The following is a 23,499-nucleotide window of genomic DNA, read 5'->3' as shown; positions in this document are numbered from 1 at the left end:
GGACAGCGAGTGTCCGGGGCCCCGGTGGATCAGGCCTCGCGACGACTAGTCGCGGGGCTTCTCCTGCATCTCGTACGTCTCGATGACGTCCTCGATGCGGACATCGTTGTACCCGACACCGATACCGCACTCGAAGCCCTCGCGGACCTCGGTCGCGTCGTCCTTGAACCGGCGGAGCGACTCCACCGTGAGGTTCGCGGAGATGACGACCCCGTCGCGGATGAGCCGCGCCTTGGAGTTGCGGCGGATGATGCCGTCGCGGACGATCGAACCGGCGATGTTGCCGATCCGGGGCACCTTGAAGACCTCGCGGATCTCAGCCGAACCGAGCTTGACCTCCTCGTAGATGGGCTTGAGGAGACCCTTGACGGCGGCTTCGACCTCGTCGATGGCCTGGTAGATGACCGAGTAGTAGCGGATGTCGACGCCCATGCGGTCGGCGAGCTCGCTGTTCTTACCCTCGGGCCGAACGTTGAAGCCGATGATGATGGCGTCGGCGGAGGCCGCCAGGTTGATGTCGTTCTGCGTGATCGCACCGACACCGCGCCCGATGACCCGGATGCTCACCTCGTCGCCACCGGCGTCGATCTTGAGCAGCGACTCCTCCAGGGCCTCGACGGAACCGGACATGTCGCCCTTGATGAGCAGGAGCAGCTCGGAGCGCTCCCCCTCCTCCAGGGTCTTCTGCCAGTTGTCGAGGGTGACCCGGCGGGCCGACCGCGCCTGCTGGGCGAAGCGCTCGCGCGCCTCGCGCTGCTGGGCGATCTGGCGGGCCACCCGGTCGTCCTTGACGACCAGGAAGCTGTCGCCGGCGCTGGGAACGTTGGTCAGACCCAGCACCTGCACCGGACGGGACGGCTCGGCGCTCTGCACGTTGTTGCCGTGCTCGTCGAGCATGGCGCGAACGCGGCCGTAGGCGTCGCCGCAGACGATCGAGTCGCCGACGTTCAGCGTTCCGCGCTGGACCAGCACCGTGGCGGTGGAGCCGCGGCCGCGGTCCAGGTAGGCCTCGATGGCCAGGCCCTGCGCGTCCATGTCCGGGTTGGCCTGGAGGTCCAGGGCCGCGTCGGACGTCAGCACGATCGACTCCAGCAGCGAGTCGATGTTGGTGCCGCGGAGCGCGGAGATGTCCACGAACTGGACGTCGCCGCCGTACTCCTCGGCCACCAGGCCGTACTCGGTGAGCTGCGCGCGGACCCGCTGCGGGTCGGCGCCCTCGACGTCGATCTTGTTGACCGCGACCACGATCGGCACCTCGGCCGCCTTGGCGTGGTCGATGGCCTCGGCCGTCTGCGGCTTGACGCCGTCGTCGGCCGCGACCACCAGCACCGCGATGTCGGTGACCTTGGCACCGCGGGCACGCATGGCGGTGAACGCCTCGTGGCCGGGGGTGTCGATGAAGGTGATCTTGCGCTCTTCGCCGTCCACCTCGGTCGCGACCTGGTAGGCGCCGATGTGCTGGGTGATACCGCCGGCCTCGCCGCTCACGACGTTGGACTTGCGGATGGTGTCCAGCAGTCGGGTCTTACCGTGGTCGACGTGGCCCATGACGGTGACCACGGGCGGACGGGGACGCAGGTCCTCTTCGGTGCCGTCGTCCTCGCCGAACTCGATGGAGAAGGACTCCAGGAGCTCGCGGTCCTCGTCCTCCGGGCTGACGACCTCGATGCGGTACTTGAGCTCCTCGCCCAGCAGCATCAGGGTCTCGTCCGGGAGGGACTGGGTCGCGGTGACCATCTCGCCCAGGTGCATGAGCACCTGGACCAGCGACGCCGGGTTGACCTCGATCTTGTCGCCGAAGTCGGACAGCGAGGCACCGCGGGACAGGCGGATGACCTGGTTGTTGCCGCTCGGGATCTTGACGCCGCCGAACGACGGGGCCTGGAGGTCGTTGAACTCCTGGCGCCGCTGCTTCTTGGACTTGCGGGCGCGCCCGGGACGACCGCCCGGACGTCCGAACGCACCGGCCGTGCCGCCGCCGCGACCGCGACCGCCGCCACCGGGACGGCCGCCGAAGCCGCCGCCACCGCCGGGACGGCCGCCGCCACCGCCGCCACCGCCCGGACGCGGACCGCCGGCACCGGCCGGGGCTCCGCCGCGACCGCGGCCGCCGGGGCCGGGACGGCCGCCGCCCGCACCGCCGCGACCGGCACCCGCGGGCGGGTTCGGACGGGAGGAGGGCATGTTCATCGGGCTGGGGCGCGGACCGCCCGGGCGCGGGCCCGGACGGGGGGCACCCGCGGCGCCGCCGGGGCGCGGCACGCCCGCGGCACCGCCCGGACGCGGGGCGCGGTCGCCCTGCGGACCCGGACGCGGACCGGGGCGGGGACCGCCCGGAGCACCGGTGGCACCCGGACGCGGAGCGCCGCCCGGACGGGGCGCGCGCTGGTCGCCCTGCGGACCCGGACGCGGACCGGGGCGGGGACCGCCCTGGCCGCCGGGGCGCGGGGCACCGCCGCCCGGACGCGGGGCGGCCGACTTGGCGCCCATGCCCGAGGCGTTCGTCTGGAACGGGTTGTTGCCGGGACGCGGGCCGGCCGGGCGCGGGCCCGGACGGGGGTTGCGGCCCTCGGAACGGGGACCGCGGTCTCCGCGGTCACCGCGCTGCGGACGCTCGCCGCGCTCGGGGCGGTCGCCACCGCGCTCGGGACGGTCGCCGCGGGGGGCACCGCCCTCGGGACGGCCCTGCTGGCCGGGGCGCGGAGCGCCGCCGGGACGCGGGCCGGACTCGGAACGCGGGGCCTTGGGGCCGGGCTTGGGGCCCGGGGCCGCCGGACGCGCGGCCTCGCCCTGGGCGGGCGGGGCGGCCTGCGCCGCCGGAGCCGGTTCGACCGGAGCCGGTGCGGCGGGCGCCTGCGCAGGCGGAGCCTGCTGGGGCGCCGGGGCCTGGGCCGCCGGAGCCTGCGGCGCGGGCTTGGGAGCCGGACCCGGCTTGGGTCCCGGCTTGGGGGCGGGCCCCGGCTTGGGGCCCGCGGAGGACTCGGCACGCGGGCCGGGCTTGGGAGCCCCGCCCTTCTTGCCGCCGTCACCGCCGTTGTTGAAAGCTTCCTGCAGGCGTCGTACGACGGGGGCCTCTATCGTCGAGGACGCCGAACGGACGAATTCGCCCATCTCGTTGAGCTTGGCCAGGACGGCCTTGCTCTCTACTCCGAACTCCTTGGCGAGTTCGTACACCCGGACCTTCGCCACTACTCTCCTTCAGCTTCGGTCCGGGACATGGGCTCGTGCCGGACCGTTGTTAGCTCGTACTCATCGCTGCGTACTCATCAGGCGCTCATCGCAATCTCGACCTGCTTCCTCATCGCTACACAACAATGGGCCGTACACATCACGTGCAGCACGCAGCACTGCACACCGACCTCGGTCACTACAACCCGGAGGCCGGTCCGGACATTCCAACCCTATCGGGACGGCTCCGCCGGGGGGTCGTGCGGGGTGGCGCCGAACAGCGCCTCCACACGTGAAACGTCCCACCCGTCGTCGCCCGGTCCCCTCCGAAAGGCGCGTGACCACACCCGCCTGCGCTCGGCCGCCCGAAGGCACCGCCGATCGTCGTGCAGGTAGGCACCGCGACCCGGACGTCGACCCCGGACGTCGGGGATGACGGCCCTGCCCTGGGCCACCATCCGAACGAGGTCGGATTGGACTGCCCGCGACCGACACCCCACACACGTACGCGTGGGGCGGTCGGGACCGTCTCCCGCAACCATATCGCGTCGAGGCATGGCCGCGACCCGTTAACCGTCCGTCGCGGCGTCGCGGCCGTCCGTGTCGTCCGCGTCGCCGGTCGGCCCCGCGGCCTCGGCGGGCTCCGCGTCGGAGCGGATGTCGATGCGCCAGCCGGTCAGACGCGCGGCCAGGCGGGCGTTCTGGCCCTCCTTGCCGATCGCCAGAGACTGCTGGTAGTCGGGCACGACCACCCGCGCCACCCGGGCGGCCATGTCGAGGATTTCCACGGAATTGACCCGCGCCGGGGACAGCGCGTTGGCGACGAAGACCGCCGGGTCGTCGGAGTGGTCGACGATGTCGATCTTCTCCCCGTGCAGCTCCGCCATGACGTTGCGCACGCGGCTGCCCAGCGGGCCGATGCAGGCGCCCTTGGCGTTGACGCCGCCCCGGTTGGAGCGGACCGCCATCTTGGTGCGGTGCCCGGCCTCGCGGGCGATCGCGGCGATCTCCACCGTGCCGTCGGCGATCTCGGGGACCTCCAGCTCGAAGAGCTTGCGCACCAGGTTGGGGTGGGTGCGGGACAGGGTCACCGAGGGGCCGCGGTGGCCCTTGCGCACCTGGACCACGTAGGCGCGCAGGCGCTCGCCGTGCGTGTAGGTCTCGGTGGGCACCTGCTCCTGCGGGGGCAGCACCGCTTCGAGCCGGCCCAGGTCGACCAGGACGTTGCGGGGGTCCCGGCCCTGCTGGATGATGCCCGAGACGATGTCGTGCTCGCGCCCGGCGAACTCGCCCAGGGTCAGCTCGTCCTCGGCGTCGCGCAGGCGCTGGAGGATGACCTGCTTGGCGGTGGAGGTCGCGATGCGGCCGAAGTTGGTGGGCGTGCCGTCGGACTCGCCGACGACGCCGCCCTCCTCGTCCAGCTCGGCCACCCACACGGTGACGTGCCCGCTGGAGCGGTCGAGCTCGACCCTGGCCTTCTTGTCGGGGCCCTCCTCGCGGTGGTACGCGATCAGGAGGGCGTCCTCGATGGCGCGGGCGACCAGCTCGACGGAGATGTCCTTCTCGCGTTCCAGGCTGCGCAGAACGCTCATGTCAATGTCCACGGGGCTCCCCCTCTAGTCCGCCGCGTCGGTGTCGGCGGCACGGCGGAATTCCACCTGCACCCTGCCCTTGCCGAGATCGGCGTAGGAGTAGGTGCGGGGACGGCCCTCGACGTCCAGGGTGACGCCGTCGTCGTCGGCCCCGGTGACCCGGCCGGTGACCTCGCCGCCCTCCGCGAGCGACGCCTGTACCAGGCGCCCGCGCGAGCGGCGCCAGTGCCGCGGCTCGGTCAGCGGGCGGTCCACCCCGGGGGAGGTGACCTCCAGGACGTAGGGCAGCTCGCCCATGACGTCGGAGGACTCCAGGAGGGTGTCGACCTCCTGGCTGACCTCGCCGACGGTGTCCAGGTCCACCCCGTTGTCGGAGTCCACGACCACCCGCAGGACCCGGCGCTTGCCGGCCGGTGTCAGCTCGACGGCCTCCAGGTCCAGCCCGGCCGCGGCCAGGACGGGTTCCAGCAGCTCGGCGATGCGCTCCTCGCGCGCCTGCGCTCCCATGTGGTGTGCCCCTTCAAGGCGAGAATCCCGCCCGTGCGGCCTTCGGGCCGGTGTACGGGGCGGTCCAGCTCTGTACGTGAGTCTTCGACTGTCGGGTCCGCTCCCCCCACGGGGACGCGAACCGGCCGCGCGTCGCGTACGACGGCGGTCGTGGTGCAAGGGTATCCACACCCGGGGGCTTTCCAGGTCGCCGTCCTCCGGGGGACGGGTCGCGGGGCGCCCGGGCCGGCCCGCAGGGCCCGCCCCGCAGGAGATGCGGGCGGGGAGCGGTGCCGGCCCCGGCCGTGGAAAGATGGAGGCGGCCGCCGCCGAGGGCGGTACGGGGCACGGAGGGAGAGCGCGTGGGCGAGGTGAGCGTCAGTCGCCGCACCGTCCTGGGCGCGGTGGTGGCGGGCGCCGCCGTCGCGGGGGCGGGCGGGTGCGGAGGAGCCGAGTGGTACCCGGCCGACGTGACCCCCGACGAGCACGTGGTCCGCACGCTGCTGCGGGAGAAGGAGCTGGTCGCGGCCCGCTACGCGAAGGCCGTCGAGACCGGTTCGGGCCCCGCCGACCTGCTGGAGCGGCTGCGCGGCCACCACCTGGAGCACGTGGACGCGCTGGCGGCCGCGCTGCCCGAGGAGTCCGCCGCGGCGCAGGGGCCCGGGGAGCCGTCGGAGCGGCCGGTGGACCCGGCCCCGGACACCGCCCCGGACGCGGAGGGGCTGCGGGTGCTGGAGGTCTCGGCCGCGGCAGCCCGCATCGACCAGGCGGCGGCGGTCTCCGACCCCGGCCTGGCCCAGCTGATCAGCGGCATCGGGGCCTGCGAGGCCGTGCACGCCCACCTGCTGGCGCGCGCGTGAGCAGGCGGGGCCGCGAGGGAAGTGGAGGAGGGCGATGCCCGTGAGTGACGCGGACCTGTCCGTCGAGGCGGCCGACGACGGCCCCCGGGCGCTGGCCGAGGCCCTGTCCGCCGAGCACGCGGCGGTGTACGGGTACGAGTTCGCGGGCGGTGCCGGCGGCGGCCTCGACTACCGCACGCGGGCCGGCGAGGCGGCGCTGGTGCACAAGGCGCTGCGTGACGAACTGCACGGGCTGGCGGTGGCGTCGGGCGTGCGGCTGAAGCCCGCTCCGGCCTGGTACCCCCTGCCGGAGGAGCGCGGCGACGAGGCGCTGGACGCCTTCCTGCTGGGGCTGGAGGAGGACACGGCCCGCGCCTACGCGTGGCTGTCGTCCGCCCGCGACACCGACCTGCGCACGACCGGGGCCCGCAACCTCCAGGGCGCGGCGGTGCGGGTGCTGGAGCTGGGCGGGGACCCCGGGGCCCTGCCGGGGTTCGACGCCGCCTGACGCCGGGCGGCACCGTACTGCGGCCCCGCCCGCGGGAGTGCGGGCGGGGCCGGTCGCGTCGGTGCGTCAGGCGCGGCAGGCGGCCTCGGCGCGCTCGACGACCGCGTCCAGGGCGACCTCCTCGCGCCCGCCGGTGGCGCGGTCGCGCAGCTCCACCACGCCGTCGGCGAGGCCGCGGCCCACGATGACGGCGGTGGGCACGCCCAGCAGCTCGGCGTCGGTGAACTTGACGCCGGGCGAGACGCCCTTGCGGTCGTCCACCAGGACGCGCAGCCCGCGGGCCTCCAGCTCGCCGGCGATGCGCAGCGCCTCCGCGATCTGGTCGCCCTTCCCGGTGCCGACGACGTGCACGTCGGCCGGGGCGATCTCGCGCGGCCACACGATGCCCTTGTCGTCGTGCGACTGCTCGATGACGGAGGCCACCACCCGGGAGACGCCGATGCCGTAGGAGCCCATGGTGACGCGCTTGGGCTTGCCGTCCGGGCCCAGGGCGTCGACCTGGAACGCGTCGGCGTACTTGCGGCCCAGCTGGAAGATGTGGCCGATCTCGATGCCGCGCGCGGTGTACAGGGTGCCCTGCCCGTCCGGGGAGGGGTCGCCGTCGCGGACCTCGGCGACGTCGATGGTGCCGTCCGGGGTGAAGTCGCGCCCCGCCACCAGGTCGATGACGTGGTGGTCGGGCCGGTCCGCGCCGGTCACCCAGGCGGTGCCGGTGGCCACGCGCGGGTCCACCAGGTAGCGGACCTTGTTGTCGAGCAGGGCGCGGGGGCCGATGTAGCCCTTGGCCAGGAACGGGTTGGCGGCGAAGTCGGCCTCGTCCAGCAGCGCGACCTCGGCCGGCTCCAGCGCGGCCTCCAGGCGCTTGAAGTCCACCTCGCGGTCGCCGGGCAGGCCGACGGCGAGCAGCTCCCACTCCCGCGCGCCCGGGACGCGGGTCTTGACCAGGACGTTCTTGAGGGTGTCGGCCTCGCTGAAGTCGCGGCCCAGGTCCAGGTCGTTGAGGAGGTCGACCAGGGTCCGGATGGTGGCGGTGTCCGGGGTGTGGTGGACCCTCGCCTCGGGCAGCCCCTCGACCGGCAGCGCCGCGGGCGCCGGGGTGGTGACCGCCTCGACGTTGGCCGCGTAGTCCGACCCCGTGCTGCGCACGAAGGTGTCCTCGCCGGTGGGCGCGACCGCGAGGAACTCCTCGGAGGCCGAGCCGCCCATGGCGCCGGAGGTGGCCTTGACGACGACGTACTCCAGGCCCAGCCTGTCGAAGATGCGGATGTAGGCGGCCCGGTGCTTGTCGTAGGACTCCTGGAGGCCCGCGTCGTCGATGTCGAAGGAGTAGGAGTCCTTCATGTGGAACTCGCGGCCGCGCAGCACGCCCGCCCGGGGCCGCGCCTCGTCGCGGAACTTCTCCTGGATCTGGTACAGGATGACCGGGAAGTCCTTGTAGGAGGAGTACTCGCCCTTGACCAGGAGGGTGAAGACCTCCTCGTGGGTGGGGCCGAGCAGGTAGTCGGCGCCCTTGCGGTCCTGGAGGCGGAAGAGGGTGTCGCCGTACTCCTCCCAGCGGCCGGTCGCCTCGTAGTACTCCCGGGGCAGCAGCGCGGGCAGCAGCAGCTCCTGGCCGCCGATCGCGTTCATCTCCTCGCGCACCACGCGGGCGACGTTCTCCAGGACGATCTTGCCCAGGGGCAGCCAGGAGTAGACGCCGGGGGCGGCGCGGCGCACGTAGCCGCCGCGGACGAGCAGCTTGTGGCTCGGCACCTCGGCGTCCGCCGGGTCCTCACGCAGGGTGCGCAGGAACAGGTTCGACATCCGCAGTAGCACGGCCACTCCTCGGTGATCGCGCCCCGGCGGGGGCGCGGTTGTGTTGGAAGGCCAGGGGACGGCGCCGCGCGGCCGGACGGGGGCGGCGTGCGGCGGGAACCCTGGGCAGACCCAGGCTAACGCCACCGGGGGGCGGTGCGCGCGCTCATTCCCCTCCCCGCGGACGACTACGCTGGGGGCCGCATCGGGACGGACGGGACGGGGACATGGGCGGACGCGGTACGCGGGACGACGACGAGGTCATCGGGGCCCCGGGGATGGAGCTGCTGGCCGACGCCGACCGGGCCGACTCCTGGTTCCTGGTGGTGGGCGGCACGCCCCAGTCCCACGTGGACCTGTCCGACCCGGCACACCTCGACTTCTCTTACGTGCGGCGGATCGCGCACGCCGCCGACCTGGTCGCCCCGGAGCGGGAGCCGATCAGCGCCCTGCACCTGGGGGCGGGGGCGCTGACCCTGGCCCGCTACATCGCGCACACCCGGCCGGGCTCGCGCCAGCGGGCGGTGGACGTGGACGCCCCACTGGTGGAGCTGGTCCGGCGGCGGCTGCCCTGGGACCGGCGCGCGCAGCTGCGGGTGGGGATCGGCGACGCCCGCGAGTGGCTCGCGACCCGCCGGGACGCGAGCGCCGACCTCATCGTGTCCGACGTGTTCGCGGGCGCCCGCACCCCGGCCCGCCTGACGTCGGCGGAGTTCTACGCCGAGGCCGCCCGGGTGCTGCGGCCCGGCGGGCTGCTGGCGGTGAACGTGGGCGACGGAGGGGCGCTGGCGCACACCCGCGGCCAGGTGGCGACGGTCCGGGAGGCGCTCGCGCACACCGCGCTGTCGGCGGAGCCGGGCGTGCTGCGCGGCCGCCGGTTCGGCAACCTGGTGCTCACGGCCTCCCACTCCCCGCTGCCCGAGGACGAGCTGTCCCGGCGGGCGCACCGCGACCCGGAGATGGCGCGCCTGCTCTCCGGCGGGGACCTGGACCGGTTCGCCTCCGGCCACGCGCCCGTGCGCGACGCCGCCGCCGTCGACTCCCCCGCCCCGCCCGACGACGTCTTCTGACCGCGCCGGGGGCGCCGCCTACTCCCGGGGGAGTAGGCGGGGCGGGGGATCGCCTCCCGGGGGAGGACGGAAACCCCTGCGTGCGGGCCGTACCGTCGGGGGTGTGACAGCACCACTCCCGCGTCCCACGCGTACCGACGTCCGGATCGCGCTGGGCCTGCTCCTGCTGTCGGCGGGCAGCACCTTCGTGATCGGACTGGTGGACCCCGAGCCCGGGGTCGCCGAGCCGTGGCCGTGGGGGTACGCGGTCATCGCCGCCGCCGCACTCCCCCTGCTGTGGCGCACCGCCCTCCCCCGCACCGTCGCGGTGGTGTCGGTGACGGCCGCGACCGCCTACTACCCGCTGGGGTACCCCGACGGGGTGGTCATGGCCTGCACCGCCGTGATGCTGTACACCCTGGTCAGGTGGGGGCACCGCGCGTTCGGATGGACGCTGGGGATCACCCAGTTCCTGGCGGTCAACGGCTACGAACTGCTGGTCGGCCAGACGTTCCGGGCCGAGGCGATCGGCGTCGTCGGCTGGGTGCTGGTCCTGCTGTGCACGGGCGAGGTGGTGCGCTGGCGGCACGAGTACCTGCGGGCGGACCGCGAGCGCCGGGCGGAGGCCCTGCGCACCCGGGACGAGGAGCTGCTGCGGCGGGCCTCCGAGGAGCGGCTGCGGCTGGCCCGCGACGTCCACGACACGGTCGCGCACAACATCTCCCTCATCAACGTGCAGGCCGGGACCGCCCTGTACCTGATGGAGAACGAGCCGGAGCGGGCCTCCGAGGCGCTGGCCACCATCAAGCAGACCAGCAAGGACACGCTGGTGGAGCTGCGCGCCATCCTGGGGGTGCTGCGGACGGTGGACGAGGGCGCGCCCCGCTCCCCCGTCCCGGGCGCCGACCGGATCGACGAGGTCGCCGAGGCCGCCCGGAGCGCCGGGATCGAGGTGGAGGTCGAGGTCGCGGGGTCGCCGGTGCGGCTGCCCGTGGGCACCGACAACGCCGTGTACCGCACCGTGCAGGAGGCACTGACCAACGTGGTGCGCCACGCGGGCGCGGACCGGGCGACGGTGCTGGTGGACTACCGGCCCCGCGAGGTCCTCGTGGAGGTGTCCGACGACGGGCGGGGCACGCTGGGCGAGCCCTCGGCGGGCAACGGCATCACGGGCATGCGCGAGCGGGCCTCCCTGGTCGGCGGCACGGTGGACGCCGGCCCCGCGGAGGGGGGAGGATTCCGGGTGCGGGCCCGGCTGCCGATCGAGGGTTCCGACGAGCGAACGGGGTGACCGGTGATCCGGGTACTGCTGGCCGACGACCAGGCGCTGGTGCGCGCCGGCTTTCGCGCCCTGCTGGACAGCGCGGACGACATCCAGGTGGTGGCCGAGGCCGCCGACGGCGGCGAGGCCGTGCGGCTGGCCCGCGCCGAGCGCCCCGACGTGGTCCTGATGGACATCCGCATGCCCGGGGAGGACGGGCTGGCGGCCGCCGCGCGGATCATCGCCGAGCCCTCCCTGGCGGGGACCAGGATCATCATCCTCACCACGTTCGACCTGGACGAGTACATCTTCGAGGCGCTGCGCTCGGGGGTGAGCGGGTTCCTGGTCAAGGACACCGAGCCGCGCGACCTCCTCCAGGCCGTGCGCGTGGTGCACGGCGGCGAGGCCCTGCTCTCCCCCGGGATCACCCGGCGGCTGATCGCCGACTACACGAAGAACCGCCGCCGGGCCCCCCGGCCCTCGCCGCGGCTCAACGGCCTCACCGACCGGGAGCGGGAGGTGGTGGCGCTGGTGGGCCGCGGGCTGTCCAACGAGGAGATCGCCGCGGAGCTGGTGCTCAGCCCCGCCACCGCCAAGACCCACGTCAGCCGGTCCATGGTCAAGCTCGGGGTGCGGGACCGGGCGCAGCTGGTCGTGCTGGCCTACGAGTCGGCGCTCGTCTCCCCGGGCTGGAGCGGGGACCAGGCCCCCTAGGGGTCCCCCTAGCCCCCGGGGAGTAGGGCCCCGCGCCCGGCTACCCCGGGAGGAGGCGGGCGAAAGCCCTCCCCGGGACGATGTCCCGGACCGGACCCGCACCGGATGCTTCTCGTGGTTCCCGACGACGATCACGAGGCCCTGCGATGTTCGACGACCCCCTCCTCCTGGCGCGGCTGCAGTTCGCGTTCACGGCGGCGACGCACTACATGTTCGTGGCCCTCACCCTGGGCCTGGCGCCCTACATCCTCACCGCCCAGCTGCGGGCCGCCCTCTCCGGTGACCGGGAGCGGATGTCCGCGGTCCGCTTCTGGGGCGGGCTGTACCTGGTCAACTACGGCATGGGCGTGCTCTCCGGGCTGGTCATGGAGCTCCAGCTGGCGCTCAACTGGAGCGGCCTCCAGGAGATGTACGGCTACTCCTTCGGGGCGCCGCTCGCCCTGGAGACGATGACGGCGTTCTTCATCGAGTCCACGTTCCTGGGGCTGTGGATCTTCGGGTGGGAGCGCATGGGCCGCTGGGCGCACCTGGCGTGCTTCGCCGTGGTGACCGCGACGGCGTACCTGTCGGCCTGGTGGGTGCTGGTGTCCAACGGGTTCCTGCGCAACCCGGTGGGCTTCGAGATGGAGGACGGCGTCGCCCACCTGACCGACCCGGCCGCCCTGTTGGCGAACCCGGCGGCGACCATGGCGTTCGGGCACGTCGTGACCGGTTCCCTGCTGGTGGGCGCCGCGGTGGTCATCGCGACGAGCGCCCACCACCTGCGGCGCGGGAACGACCCGCAGCGGATGTTCTCGCGCGGCATGGGGTACGGGGCGCTGGTGATGTGCCTCGTGCCGATCCCGGTGGCGGCCTTCGGCGGGGTGCAGTTCCAGCTGTTCGGCCAGGACCCGCCGACCAGCGGCCAGACCTACACCGCGGCGGAGATCGAGGCGGTCGAGGCCGCCGGGAGCGGGATCCACCCCGCCGTCGGGGCGACCGCGGACATCCTCATGATGGGGCTGTGGTCGCTGATGTTCTTCCTGGGACCGCTCCTGCTGCTGGGGCTGCTGGCGGCCCGCTTCTCCGGGCGCGTGCGGGCGGTCCGGTGGCCGCTGTACCCGCTGGCCGCCCTGCCCTTCCTTCCCTACCTGGCGAGCGTGGCCGGGTGGGTGTTCCGTGAGACCAGCCGCCAGCCGTGGACGGTCGTGCACCACCTGACCACGGCGGACGCGGTGACCCCGATGTCGCCGGCCGCCGCGGCGGTCTCCTTCGGGCTGTTCACGGCCGCGTTCGCGGGGCTGGCCGCCACGACCTGGTGGCTGCTGGTGCGGTTCGCCCGGCGCGGACCCGGGGGCGGTCCGCTGGCCGAGCACCGCGACGACGCCCCGGAGCAGGACCCCGCCCGCGTACCCGCCCTCTGAACCGGAGCCGTGCCATGTTGGACGTCCTGTCTTCTCTTCTGCTCGTGCTGTTCGTCGTGGGCTACCTGGTGCTGGCCGGGGCCGACGTGGGACTGGGCATGCTGATGCCGCGCGTGGCGCGCGGCCCCGGGCAGCGGCGCCGCGTGGTGGCCGCGATCGCCCCGTACTTCCTGGCCACCGAGGTGTGGCTGGTCGCCCTGGTCGGGGTGCTGGCCGGGATGTTCCCGTCGGTGGAGCACCACGTGGTGGAGCGGCTGTGGCCGGTGCTGCCGGCGCTGGCGGCCGGGCTGCTGGTGCGCGACGCGGGGCTGTGGCTGCGCTCGCGGGTGCCGGGTGCGGCGTGGGCCGCGCTGTGGGACGGCGCAGTGGTGGCGGGCAGCTGGACGCTGGCGCTGTCCTGGGGCTGGATCCTGGCGGCCCTGATCGCCGGGGATGCGGGGGCCACCCTGTTCACCGTGCCGTGCGCGCTGACGGTGGCGGCGCTGTTCGCGCTGCGGGGCGCGGCCTTCGGCGCCGAGCGGCTGGTGGGCGAGTCCGACGCCGAGAGCGCGGACGTCGCCGCCCGGGACACCCGCCGGATCGCGGCCGCCGCCCTGGCCGGCTGCCTGGTGACGGCGGCGGCCGCCGTCCCGGTGGCGGGGGTGGGCCCGGCGGCGCTGCTCCCGGCCGTGCTGCTGGCGGCCTGCCTGGCGGCGACCGCGGGCCTGTCCGGGCCCATGCTGTCCCGGCACACCTCCGCGGTGGCGATCGCCGTGCCGGGCGTGCTGGTCGCGGTGGCGGGCGGCCTTCCGGTGGCGCCGATCCCGGAGGCGACAGCGGTGCTGGTCTGGTCGGTGCTGACACCCGCAATTCCGGTCATGCTCATCGGCCAGGTTTGGCTCTACCGAATGACACGCCGCCCGAGCCCGGCCCCGGGGTTCTTCGCCTGAGGCGGGACCCGCCGGGCCTGTGGCGACGGGCCTGGCGGGACACGGGCGTGTCGGTAAGGATTCGTCGATGGGACCGTCCCGGATTGGGCAAGCCCGGTCACGGGCAGGTCATGTGTCGGGAACCGCGCCGCCCGGGCGCGGTGGACCGGACTTCGGACCGATCCGAGGAGGGATCATGACCCACCCCCTGACCGCTCCCCCGAGCGCCTGCAGCTGCGGTTCGGGCTGCGGCTGCGGCTGCCAGAGCGGCGGCTCGTGCGCCTGCGGCGGCAGCTGCGGCTGAGACCGGACCCCGCTCCGCACCCCCTTCCCGGCGGGCTGCCCCTCCCCTTGGGGGCAGCCCGCCCCCCTGTGCACCGCTCTCCCGTTTCGCGACATTGCGCGACGATGGGTATACGCTGTGTTACCAGATGTAGCTGCGCATCCACCCGTTGGGGGGAGATCGGCGATGCCGCTCACCAGGCCGACGAAAGGGAGTGCCACCGAGCACGCGAGGCTGCTCCGGTGCGTCCAGGGCATCCAGGAGCGCTCGGCCCGGGCGGTCCCCTGGGAGCCCGACACGGTCGGGATACCGAGGGGCGGCTCCGAGAGACCGCTGTCCCGGATCAACGACGTGGCCTTCTACGCGAACGCGCGCAACGAGGTGGCGGCCCTGGCGGCGGTGTGCGCGGAGCTGCTGCGGCTGCACCACCCCGGGGACGGGGAGGGCGCACCGTGCGCGGGGTGCGGGCGGGCGTGGCCCTGCCCCACCTTCGAGGAGATCTCCCGACTGCCGGGGTGAGACGGACGCCGCCCGCCGGAGCCGGGGCGCGATCCGGCTGCCGACGGGCGGCGGTCCTCACCGGCCGTACTCGGCGTCCGGTGACCGAACCACCGGGCGCCCGGACCGGGCATGAACCGAGCGTAATACTGAAACACGTTCTAATGCAAGCCCTCTGGAGCGCGCGCATCCCAGCATTCGCACGGAATCTTTGCAAACCCAGAGACTGGAACCGGTTATGGGTTTCTGGTCCGGAGACGGGCAGGGCCGCCCCCCGGAGGGGGAAACGGGTGGGGCGGGGAAGGCTCCCGGCCGGCGGGGGAAGGTCAGGCCCAGGGGCGGGGGACAGCCCCTGGGACCGACCACGGGGCAACGGGCGCGGCGTCCCGGAACCGGGGCGCACCCTGTAAGAACGACGTTAACGACACCGCGCCGCATCGGACACCCCCATCAGATAACCGGAGCGTCTCGATTCCCCGGAAGGCGCCGAAAAGCCCGCGGTGACCTGGGGCTACGTCGGGGCGGAACGTCACCGGACGCTCACCGGGCGAATACGCCCGCACATGAAAAACCGGGAACCGCCACCCCGGACGACCTTTTCAGAAAGGTTGCGCAAGGTTGCGATTCCCAGCCCAAGCAAACACGGGGGATCCCTCCGGACTCCGTCCGCGGGGGTGTTCTCAACTAATACGCGTGGCCAGCAGGTGGGCGGACGGTGAGTCGGCGTCGACGATATCGGTGACCTTCCACACCTGACCGCCGACGCTGAAAACGTCGCCCACCCGGACGTCGATCATCGGAGTGGGCCTCCACTCCTTGGGGCCGCCGATCTTGGCGACCGCCCGGCCGTCGTCGTCGATCCAGAACTGGCCGCCGCCCACCGGACCACCGAGGAAGCGGTCGTTGCGTCCGTAACTGATCTTTTCCTGCGCGCCGATTTCGTGGACCACAGCAGTTTCTGTCCCAACCGTCTCGGATTCCCTGGAAAACTCAGCCATGTTAACCCGTACGGGTCAATTGTGCATGGCGATTCCAGCCTCACGGAGGCTTTTTAGAAGAGTAGCCGACAAAAGTAAGTGCGGGCCGGGACCAAAGTCCCGACCCGCAGTGGCAAAACAAGGGCGCCGAACCCCGGGGAACTACCGGTTCCCCATGAGCCCCTTGATGCGTCCGGCGACCGCCTCCAGGGCGGAGCTGAACGGGTGGTCGTGGACCATGTACGTCCACGTCATCGACGGGCGCTTGACGCCGACCTCGGACACGTCCAGGGCGCCGTCCCGGACCTCCAGCTCCTCGAAGCTCTCCGCGGCCCGCGCGCGGGCGCCGTCCAGGAAGCCCTTGAACACCGGGACCGCGTCGCGGTTGAACTCGTCCAGCGGGTCCCGGCGGCCAAGGAAGCGCAGGTGGATCCCCTCGCGCAGCTCCGAGAGGAACGCGTTGTGGTCGGTCCAGCCGCGGTCCAGGTGGTACAGGGTGATGAGCCGGGCGGCGTCGGCGACCGCCTCCTCCCCCACCTCTTCGACCAGCTCCGCGTGCCTCTCCGACCGGTCCTTCCTGATGTGCCGGTCGCCCTCGTCGCCGCTGAGGACCAGCTCGCGGTGTTCCAGGACCACGTCCCGCTGCACGTCGATGAGCTGGTTGTAGCGCCACGTGTTGCGGTGCACCTCCAGCAGCTGCCCCTCGGCCACCCGCTGGGCGTGGTCGACCATGGACAGCCAGGCCGGGTCGGTGACCTCGCCGCGGTCGTCGGTGGTGAAGCCCGAGGTCTCCGTGGCGTTGTTGACCACCAGGTCGTCGTCCATGCTGACGAAGAAGACCGAGTCACCAGGGTCGCCCTGGCGTCCGGCACGGCCGCGCAGCTGGCCGTCCAGGCGGCTGCTGGGGTAGCGGCCGTAGCCCATCACGTACAGGCCCCCGGCCTCGACCACCCGGTCCCGGTCGGCCATGTCGCTGCCGCCCAGGCGGATGTCGGTGCCGCGCCCGGCCATCTGGGTGGAGACCGTGACGGCCCCGTGGGTGCCCGCCTCCGCGATGACGGCGGCCTCGTCGGCGTCGTTCTTGGCGTTGAGGACCACGCACTCCAGGCTGGCCTTGCGCAGCCGCTCGGCGAGCCTCTCGGACTCGGCGACGTCCTGGGTGCCGATGAGGAGGGGCCGCCCGGTGGCGTGCACCTTCTCGGCCTCCGCGACGAGGGCGTCCTCCTTCTCCTCGCGGGTGGCGAAGAGGTGGGTGCCGTGGTCCTCGCGGACGTTCGGCTTGTTGGAGGGGATGACCGCGACCTCGAGCTCGTAGAACTCGCGCAGCTGCTCGGCCACGGACATGGCGGTGCCGGTCATCCCGGCCCGGGTCGGGTAGCGCAGGATCAGCGACTGGACGGTGATGGAGTCCAGCACCTCGCCCGTCTCGCTGACCGCGACCTTCTCCTTGGCCTCGACCGCCGCCTGGAGGCCGTCGGGCCAGCGCTGGAGCAGCGCGATGCGGCCGCGGGACTCGTTGATGATCCGGACCTCGCCGTCGCGCACCACGTAGTGGACGTCGCGCTGGAGCAGCACCTGGGCGTGCAGGGCCAGGTTGACCTGCGGCAGCAGGGAGGACTCCTCCTCCGCGTACAGGTCGACCCCGCCCAGCGCCTTCTCCACCGCGTCGATCCCGGCGTCGGTGAGCTGGACGTTGCGGCCCTCGCCGTCGATCTCGTAGTGCATCCGGGGCTTGAGGGTGCGCACGATGTCGGCCATCTCGACGTCGGCGTCGACCCGCTCGGCCGCGCCCGCCAGGACCAGCGGCACGCGGGCCTCGTCGACGAGCACGGAGTCGGCCTCGTCGATGATGGCGATGTGCGGCTCGGGGACCACCCGGTCGGCGATGTCGGTGACCATGCGGTCGCGCAGGACGTCGAAGCCCAGCTCGCTGACCGGGGCGTAGGTGACGTCGCAGGAGTACGCCTCGCGGCGCTGCCCGGTGGTGGACTCCTCGGTGATCCAGCCGACGGTGACGCCGAGCATGTCGTAGAGCGGCTTCATCCACTCCGCGTCGCGGCGGGCCAGGTAGTCGTTGACGCTCATCAGGTGGACGCGGCGGCCGCGCAGGGCGAAGCCCGCGGCGGCCAGGGCGCCGGTCAGGGTCTTGCCCTCACCGGTGGCCATCTCGGCCACGTGGCCGTCGAGGAGCGCCATGACGCCCAGGATCTGAACGTCGAAGGGGCGCTCGTCGAGGGAGCGCCGGGCGGCCTCGCGTCCCACGGCGCACAGCGACACGAGGTCGTCGCGGCCGTAGGGGAGGTCGCCGGTGCCGAGTTCGATGGCCTTGTCCGTCAGCTCGGCGTCGTCGAGCTCGCGCAGACCATCCTCCTCGGCCTCGATAGCCGACAGGAGCTTGGTATAAGGCCGCAGATCCACCGCGCCGGGCTTACCCAGCAGACGGCGCACGCTTTCCGCCATTCGTCCGAACACCACCACAGGGTAACGCCGGACACACACCCCACAAGACCCCCGAACGGGCACGTTCGAGAACCGGCCGCGCGAGCGGGGCGGCCGGTCGGCCTCGGGATCAGTTGACGAGCTGGTGCCCGCTGCGCTGGCGGGCCTCCACCGCCATGGCGTGCTTGACGAGGGTGACCAGGACCCGGACCACGGATCTGCGGTCGCGGGCGTCGCAGGGCACGACCGGGACGTCGGGGGTGAGGTCGAGCGCGTCGCGCAGGTCCTCGGCGGTGTACATCGACGCCTCGGGGTCGAACTCGTTGATCGCCACGACGAACGGCAGCCGGTACTGGCGCTCGAAGTAGTCCAGGGCCTGGAAGGTGTCCTCCAGGCGGCGGGTGTCGGCCAGGATGACCGCCCCCAGGGCCCCGCGCACCAGGTCGTCCCACATGAACCAGAAGCGCTGCTGGCCGGGCGTGCCGAACAGGAACAGGGTCAGGTCGGTGTCCAGCGAGATGCGGCCGAAGTCCATGGCCACGGTCGTGGTCTGCTTGTCCGGCGTGTGGGAGAGGTCGTCGACCCCGGCGCTGGCGGCGGTCACGGCCGCCTCGGTCCGCACCGGGGGGATCTCCGAGACGGCGCCGACGAACGTGGTCTTGCCGACGCCGAATCCCCCGGCGATGATGATCTTCGTGGACAGTGCACCGGGTGCTTGAACGTCGTTCGTGGTGTTGGCTGGATCTATCACAGTCACATGTCCTAGCGAGAGTGCCGGGGCCGGACGGGCGAGTGCGGCCCGGTCTTCCGAGGGGCACGGCGTTCCCGGGTCCGAACCCCCGCAGGTTCGCCGCCCCTGGAACCTAACACCGGACGGCCGTTTTGGACGGCGTTTTGGCACAGTGGCCGCGCGGGTCCGCTTTCTCACACTGTTCGGGGCCGGGGCCCCGGACAGCACGAAAGACCACCGCGGCGCCCGTGGAGCCCGATGGCGATCCGTCCCCCCGCGGGGGAACCCAGAGTGACCAGGTAAGCACAGAACTCTACCCCGGGCGCCGGACTTTACGACATTGTGAGCGGCCGTTTTCGGCCGCTTTCGGCCGCGCCGATCCCTGTCCGACACCGCCCGCGGCGTCTACGGTGGGGGCACGGCACCCGCAACGATGCACGCGGTCGCGGAACCGACTCCTGGCACGAGCACCCGACCGCACCGCGGGAGCCGTCGGCGGCGTCCCGGACGCGCGTCCGGTGAACCGACGTCCCGCTCTTCGACGTCGGGGCGGCCGCGCCCGACCTCCGCCGGAGCCCCACCGGCCCACAACCGTCCACGTGGGCCGGTGGCGGCCGTGCCCGGAGCCCGTCACCCGGAGCCCGGGCCGGCCCGGGCGGGCGGCCCGCCCCCCGGCCCCGCGCCCCGGCGGGACCCCCGCGCGCGCCCGGCGCCGCGGATCACGGGCGGCACCCGCCCGACACGATCTAGGATGGGAGCGCCTGCGCGGCGCGGGCCGCATCCGAAGCCCCCCGCGCGAGCGCACACCCGTCCTACTTTTCAGGGAGCCGAGAACTCCGCATGTCCGATCAGCGCGTCGTCCGTCCAGCCCCGATCAGCGGTTTCCCCGAGTGGACCCCCCGGGTCCGGTCCGTGGAGCAGCACTGGCTGGACCATATCCGCGCCGGATTCGAGTCCTTCGGCTTCGCGTCGGTGGAGACCCCGTCCGTGGAGAGCCTGGACGTGCTGACGGCCAAGGGCGAGACCTCCCAGGAGGTCTACACCCTGCACCGGCTCCAGGCGGACCCCAAGGACGACAGCGACGCCCGGCTCGGGCTGCACTTCGACCTGACCGTGCCCTTCGCGCGCTACGTCGCCCAGCACTTCAACGAGCTGACGTTCCCGTTCAAGCGCTACCAGATGCAGCGCGTGTGGCGGGGCGAGCGGCCGCAGGAGGGCCGCTCCCGCGAGTTCACCCAGTGCGACATCGACGTCATCAACGTCGACTCCGTGCCGCTGCACTTCGACGCCGAGCTGCCGCGCATCGTGCACCGGGTGCTCAGCGGGCTGGACCTGCCGGCCTGGACGCTCAACGTCAACAACCGCAAGGTGCTCCAGGGCTTCTACGAGGGCCTGGGGGTCGAGGACCCGGTCGCGGTGATCCGCGCCGTGGACAAGCTCCACAAGATCGGCGACGACGGCGTCCGGGAGATCCTCACCGGCGGCGGCCTGACCGCCGGGCAGGCCGACGCCTGCCTGGCGCTGGCGCGCGTGCGCGGCACGGGCGCCGAGGTGCCCGGGCGGGTGCGGGCGCTGGGCGTGTCCTCACCGCTGCTGGAGGAGGGTCTGGAGGAGCTGGCGTTCGTCCTGGACGACCTGGCCGACCTGCCCGAGGGCGCGGTGGTCGCCGACCTGTCGATCGCCCGCGGGCTGGACTACTACACCGGCACGGTCTACGAGGCCTCCTTCGACGACGACCCCGGCTACGGCAGCATCTGTGCGGGCGGCCGCTACGAGGACCTGGCCGGGCAGTTCATCCGCCGCAGGCTGCCGGGGGTGGGCATCTCCATCGGCCTCACCCGGATCTTCGCCAAGCTCGTGGCCGAGGGCAGGATCCAGGGCGGCCGGATCTGCCCGACCGACGTCATGGTCGTGGTGCCCGCCGCCGAGCGGCGCCGCGAGGCGCTGGCGGTGGGCGAGCTGCTGCGCTCGCGCGGGTTCAACACCGAGGTGTTCCACTCCGCCGCCAAGGTCGGCAAGCAGATCCAGTACGCGTCCAAGAAGGGCATCCCCTTCGTGTGGTTCCCGCCTTTCGGCGAGGACGGCGGCCACGAGGTCAAGGACATGGGGAGCGGTGAGCAGGCCGCGGCAGACCCCTCCACCTGGTCGCCGGGGGACCGCACAGAGTAGTCGGTCCGCGACGCGGATGCGACCGGCATGGGCGGTTTCCGACCGCTCGTGCCGGAACCGGCCATTCCCGGGACAGACCGCGGGGAGAAGTGCGACACTGGTCGCGGCTGTTCTCCGCGGTCCCGGGTCCGGACGGACCCGCGCCGCGGGCCGTTCGGTGTCCTAGTAATCGAGGCCATGTCTCCTCCTCGCCACAACCTGCCCCTGTCCGCCGGCGAGTTCATCCGCTTCGTCGGCCGTGAACGCGACATCGTCGACCTGGGCCGCCTGCTGGGCACCGCCCGGATGGTCACGCTGACCGGGACCGGCGGGATCGGCAAGACCAGGTTGGCCCTGCACCTGGCCGAGCGCGTGATGCGCCGGTTCCCCGACGGCGTGCGCTTCGTGGACCTGAGCGAGGCCACCACCGAGGACCAGGTGCTGCGCGCCGTGGCCGGGGTCCTCCAGGCGGTCGAGGACGACAGCCGCACGATGACCGAGGCGGTCATCACCGCGCTGCGCACCCAGAGCCTGCTGCTGTTCCTGGACACCTGCGAGCACGCGGTCGACGCGGTGGGGCGGCTGTGCCGCGCGGTGCTGCGCGACTGCCCCCGGGTGCGCGTCCTGGCCACCAGCCGCCAGCCGCTGCACGTCCAGGAGGAGAGCATCTGGCGGGTGCCGCCGCTGTCGCTGCCCGCCCGGCCCACCCCCACCGACCCCTACTCCGCCGACCCGGCGCCGCTCCCCCGGCGGGACGCCCAGCGCTACGAGTCGGTGCGGCTGTTCGTGACCCGGGCGCACGCCGCCCGCGCCGGGTTCGAGATGACCCGGGAGAACTCCGGCCACATCGCCGAGATCTGCCGGCTGCTCGACGGCATGCCGCTGGCCATCGAGCTGGCCGCGGCGCGGGTGCGGGTGCTGTCGGTGCAGCAGATCCTGCGCCGCCTGGACGACCGGTTCCAGCTGCTCACCAGCGACGGGTCCTCCGGCGCCCTGCCGCCGCGCCAGCGCACGCTGCGGGCGGTCCTGGAGTGGAGCCACGACCTGCTGAGCGGCCCGGAGCGGGCACTGCTGCACCGCCTGTCGGTGTTCGGCACCTGGTACCGGGAGGCCGCCGAGGACGTGTGCGCGGGCGACGGGGTGGACGCGGGCGACATCCTGCCGCTGCACTTCTCCCTGCTGGACAAGTCCCTCATCATGGTGGACGCCGAGATCGAGGGCACCGCGCACTACCGGCTCACCGAGACCGTGCGCGCCTACGCCGCCGAGCACCTGGCCGCGGAGGGCGGCGAGGACGAGCGGTGGTCCCGGTACCTGGACTTCTGCGTCACCCGGCTGGAGGAGGCCGCGGAGGGCTCGCGGTCCCCGCTGTCCTGGGCGGAGCGGCTGGCCCACTTCCGCCTGCTCGACCACCACCGGGAGAACCACGCCCGGGTGGTGCGGTGGGCGCTCTCCAAGGGAAGGGTGGACGAGGCGCTGCGGGTGTGCGTGGCGCTGCGCCCCTACTGGCTGGTGCGCGACCTGGCCGCCGAGGGCGGGCGGATCCTGGAGTCGGTGCTGGCCACCGACCCCGACGAGCAGTCGCCCCGGCTGCGGGCCCGCGCGCTGGCGCTCCAGGCGGAGCTGCGCCTGGACCTGGACGTGGCGCCGCGGGTGTCGACGCTGGCCATGTGCGCGCTGGAGGCGGCGCGCGCCTGCCGGGAGGCCGGGGCCGCGGCCTCCGCGCTGGCCACCATGGCGGCGCTGGCGCTGCGCACCAACGCCCTGGACGAGGGCCGCCTGCACGCCGAGCGCGCCCTGGCCTGGGCCGAGCAGGACGGCGACCCGCTCACCGAGACCACCGCCCTGGGCGTGCTGGCACAGCTGGCCCGGCGGCGCGGGGAGCCCGACCGGGCCGTGGAGCTGCTGCGGCACTGCATCGCGCTGGGCGAGAAGCTCAACGACCGGTGGAGCGTGGCGCGCTGCCTGCACGTGCTGGGGTCGATCGACGCCGAGCGCGGCGACTTCGAGCGGGCCCGGGAGCTGTTCGCCGAGTCCCTGGCGGTGTTCGAAGAGCTGGGCGCGGCCCCGGCCATCGCGCACTGCTCGCGCGAGCTCGGGCGGCTCTACCTGGCGCAGGGGCACATCCTCCCGGCGCGCGAGCCGCTGGCCTCCTGCCTGCGGGTGAGCTTCACCTCCGGACAGCGCATCGCGGTGGCCCGGGCGCTGGAGGCCCTGGGCGAGCTGGCGCTGGCGGAGGAGGAGTCCGAGCGGGCCGCCGCCCTGGCCGGCGTGGCGGCCGACCTCAGGACGGCGCTGGACCGCCCCTCGGCCGAGACCATGCGGCTGCGGGCGGCCGTGGAGCGGCGGGTGGGCCCCACCCGCACCGCCGACGCGTGGAACGCCTGGCGGGCCCTGCCGCTGGAGCAGGTGCGCGACCGCGCCCTGGCCTTCCCGCGCGCCTCGGACCGCCCCGCCGAACCGGTCACCCTCACCCCGCGTGAGCGGGAGATCGCCGAACTCGCCGAGCAGGGCCTGTCCAACAGGGAGATCGCCGACCGGCTCACGATCAGTCAGGCCACCGCAGCCCGACATATCGCGAACATCTTCAGAAAACTCTCCATTTCCTCCCGGACCCAGCTGACCGGCTGGGCTTCGGCCCGGGATCGGACATGAACACCCCGGCGCGCTCCGACCGCACTTGCACACGGCGCGTACAGACG

General features: G+C 73.4%; 18 protein-coding genes. 10 read left to right on the top strand and 8 right to left on the bottom strand.

The annotated features are described in order from the left end of the window. Positions 1–45: 45 nt before the first annotated feature. The 4 genes from infB to rimP all read right to left on the bottom strand — a co-directional run bounded on the left by infB (position 46) and on the right by rimP (position 5,267). The gene (gene infB / locus BUE45_RS11280; protein WP_073378563.1) at positions 46–3,189 is read right to left on the bottom strand and encodes a translation initiation factor IF-2; all 3,144 of its coding nucleotides are present in this window, start codon (positions 3,187–3,189) and stop codon (positions 46–48) included. 212 nt (positions 3,190–3,401) lie between these two features. Continuing rightward, positions 3,402–3,710, bottom strand: a complete 309-nt coding sequence (locus BUE45_RS11275) for a YlxR family protein (protein ID WP_073378561.1) — start codon at positions 3,708–3,710, stop codon at positions 3,402–3,404. Between the two features lie 27 nt (positions 3,711–3,737). After that, complete coding sequence (gene nusA, locus BUE45_RS11270) at positions 3,738–4,760, bottom strand: transcription termination factor NusA (protein WP_073378559.1); 1,023 nt, start codon at positions 4,758–4,760, stop codon at positions 3,738–3,740. Between the two features lie 24 nt (positions 4,761–4,784). Next, positions 4,785–5,267, bottom strand: coding sequence for a ribosome maturation factor RimP (gene rimP, locus BUE45_RS11265; protein ID WP_073378556.1), 483 nt, complete (start codon positions 5,265–5,267; stop codon positions 4,785–4,787). 341 nt (positions 5,268–5,608) lie between these two features. Here rimP and BUE45_RS11260 point away from each other — a divergent pair, with 341 nt between their 5' ends. Then, positions 5,609–6,106, top strand: a complete 498-nt coding sequence (locus BUE45_RS11260) for a ferritin-like domain-containing protein (RefSeq protein ID WP_073378553.1) — start codon at positions 5,609–5,611, stop codon at positions 6,104–6,106. 40 nt (positions 6,107–6,146) lie between these two features. Then, positions 6,147–6,593 (top strand): ferritin-like domain-containing protein, encoded by a 447-nt coding sequence (locus BUE45_RS11255; protein ID WP_073378916.1) that lies wholly within the window; start codon positions 6,147–6,149, stop codon positions 6,591–6,593. 66 nt (positions 6,594–6,659) lie between these two features. Here BUE45_RS11255 and BUE45_RS11250 read toward each other — a convergent pair whose 3' ends face one another. Then, positions 6,660–8,396, bottom strand: coding sequence for a proline--tRNA ligase (locus BUE45_RS11250; RefSeq protein WP_073378551.1), 1,737 nt, complete (start codon positions 8,394–8,396; stop codon positions 6,660–6,662). Between the two features lie 218 nt (positions 8,397–8,614). Between BUE45_RS11250 and BUE45_RS11245 the strand changes: the two genes are divergently transcribed. The 6 genes from BUE45_RS11245 (at position 8,615) to BUE45_RS11220 (ending at position 14,524) form a co-directional block, all read left to right on the top strand. Further along, a complete protein-coding gene (locus BUE45_RS11245) occupies positions 8,615–9,457 on the top strand; it encodes a spermidine synthase (RefSeq protein WP_073378549.1) in 843 nt (280 codons plus the stop codon). A gap of 103 nt (positions 9,458–9,560) precedes the next feature. Continuing rightward, entirely contained in the window at positions 9,561–10,727 is a 1,167-nt protein-coding gene (locus BUE45_RS11240; RefSeq protein WP_073378547.1) for a sensor histidine kinase, read from the top strand. A gap of 3 nt (positions 10,728–10,730) precedes the next feature. Next, positions 10,731–11,411 carry a response regulator transcription factor gene (locus BUE45_RS11235; RefSeq protein WP_073378545.1) on the top strand — a complete coding sequence of 227 codons (681 nt, stop codon included), beginning with the start codon at positions 10,731–10,733 and terminating at the stop codon, positions 11,409–11,411. Positions 11,412–11,557: 146 nt separating this feature from the next. Next, positions 11,558–12,814, top strand: coding sequence for a cytochrome ubiquinol oxidase subunit I (locus tag BUE45_RS11230; protein WP_073378543.1), 1,257 nt, complete (start codon positions 11,558–11,560; stop codon positions 12,812–12,814). Positions 12,815–12,831: 17 nt separating this feature from the next. Then, positions 12,832–13,743 (top strand): cytochrome d ubiquinol oxidase subunit II, encoded by a 912-nt coding sequence (locus BUE45_RS11225; RefSeq protein ID WP_073378912.1) that lies wholly within the window; start codon positions 12,832–12,834, stop codon positions 13,741–13,743. A 448-nt stretch (positions 13,744–14,191) separates the two neighbouring features. Further along, positions 14,192–14,524 carry a hypothetical protein gene (locus BUE45_RS11220; protein ID WP_073378541.1) on the top strand — a complete coding sequence of 111 codons (333 nt, stop codon included), beginning with the start codon at positions 14,192–14,194 and terminating at the stop codon, positions 14,522–14,524. Positions 14,525–15,183: 659 nt separating this feature from the next. Here BUE45_RS11220 and BUE45_RS11215 read toward each other — a convergent pair. From BUE45_RS11215 to BUE45_RS11205, 3 genes are all read right to left on the bottom strand, one after another. Next, the gene (locus tag BUE45_RS11215; protein WP_073378539.1) at positions 15,184–15,453 is read right to left on the bottom strand and encodes a DUF6406 domain-containing protein; all 270 of its coding nucleotides are present in this window, start codon (positions 15,451–15,453) and stop codon (positions 15,184–15,186) included. A gap of 189 nt (positions 15,454–15,642) precedes the next feature. Further along, positions 15,643–17,940: an accessory Sec system translocase SecA2 gene (gene secA2, locus BUE45_RS11210; protein WP_073378536.1), complete on the bottom strand. Its 2,298-nt coding sequence runs from the start codon at positions 17,938–17,940 to the stop codon at positions 15,643–15,645. 109 nt (positions 17,941–18,049) lie between these two features. Further along, positions 18,050–18,670, bottom strand: a complete 621-nt coding sequence (locus BUE45_RS11205) for a GTP-binding protein (protein ID WP_073378534.1) — start codon at positions 18,668–18,670, stop codon at positions 18,050–18,052. Positions 18,671–19,489: 819 nt separating this feature from the next. Here BUE45_RS11205 and hisS point away from each other — a divergent pair. Both hisS and BUE45_RS11195 read left to right on the top strand, forming a co-directional pair. Continuing rightward, positions 19,490–20,818: a histidine--tRNA ligase gene (gene hisS, locus BUE45_RS11200; protein WP_073378532.1), complete on the top strand. Its 1,329-nt coding sequence runs from the start codon at positions 19,490–19,492 to the stop codon at positions 20,816–20,818. Between the two features lie 177 nt (positions 20,819–20,995). Further along, a complete protein-coding gene (locus BUE45_RS11195) occupies positions 20,996–23,452 on the top strand; it encodes an ATP-binding protein (RefSeq protein WP_073378530.1) in 2,457 nt (818 codons plus the stop codon). The last annotated feature ends 47 nt before the right edge of the window (positions 23,453–23,499 follow it).

It is taken from the genome of Nocardiopsis flavescens (genome assembly GCF_900141985.1).
Lineage (GTDB): Bacteria > Actinomycetota > Actinomycetes > Streptosporangiales > Streptosporangiaceae > Nocardiopsis > Nocardiopsis flavescens.
This window is presented reverse-complemented; position numbering and strand designations above follow the sequence as displayed.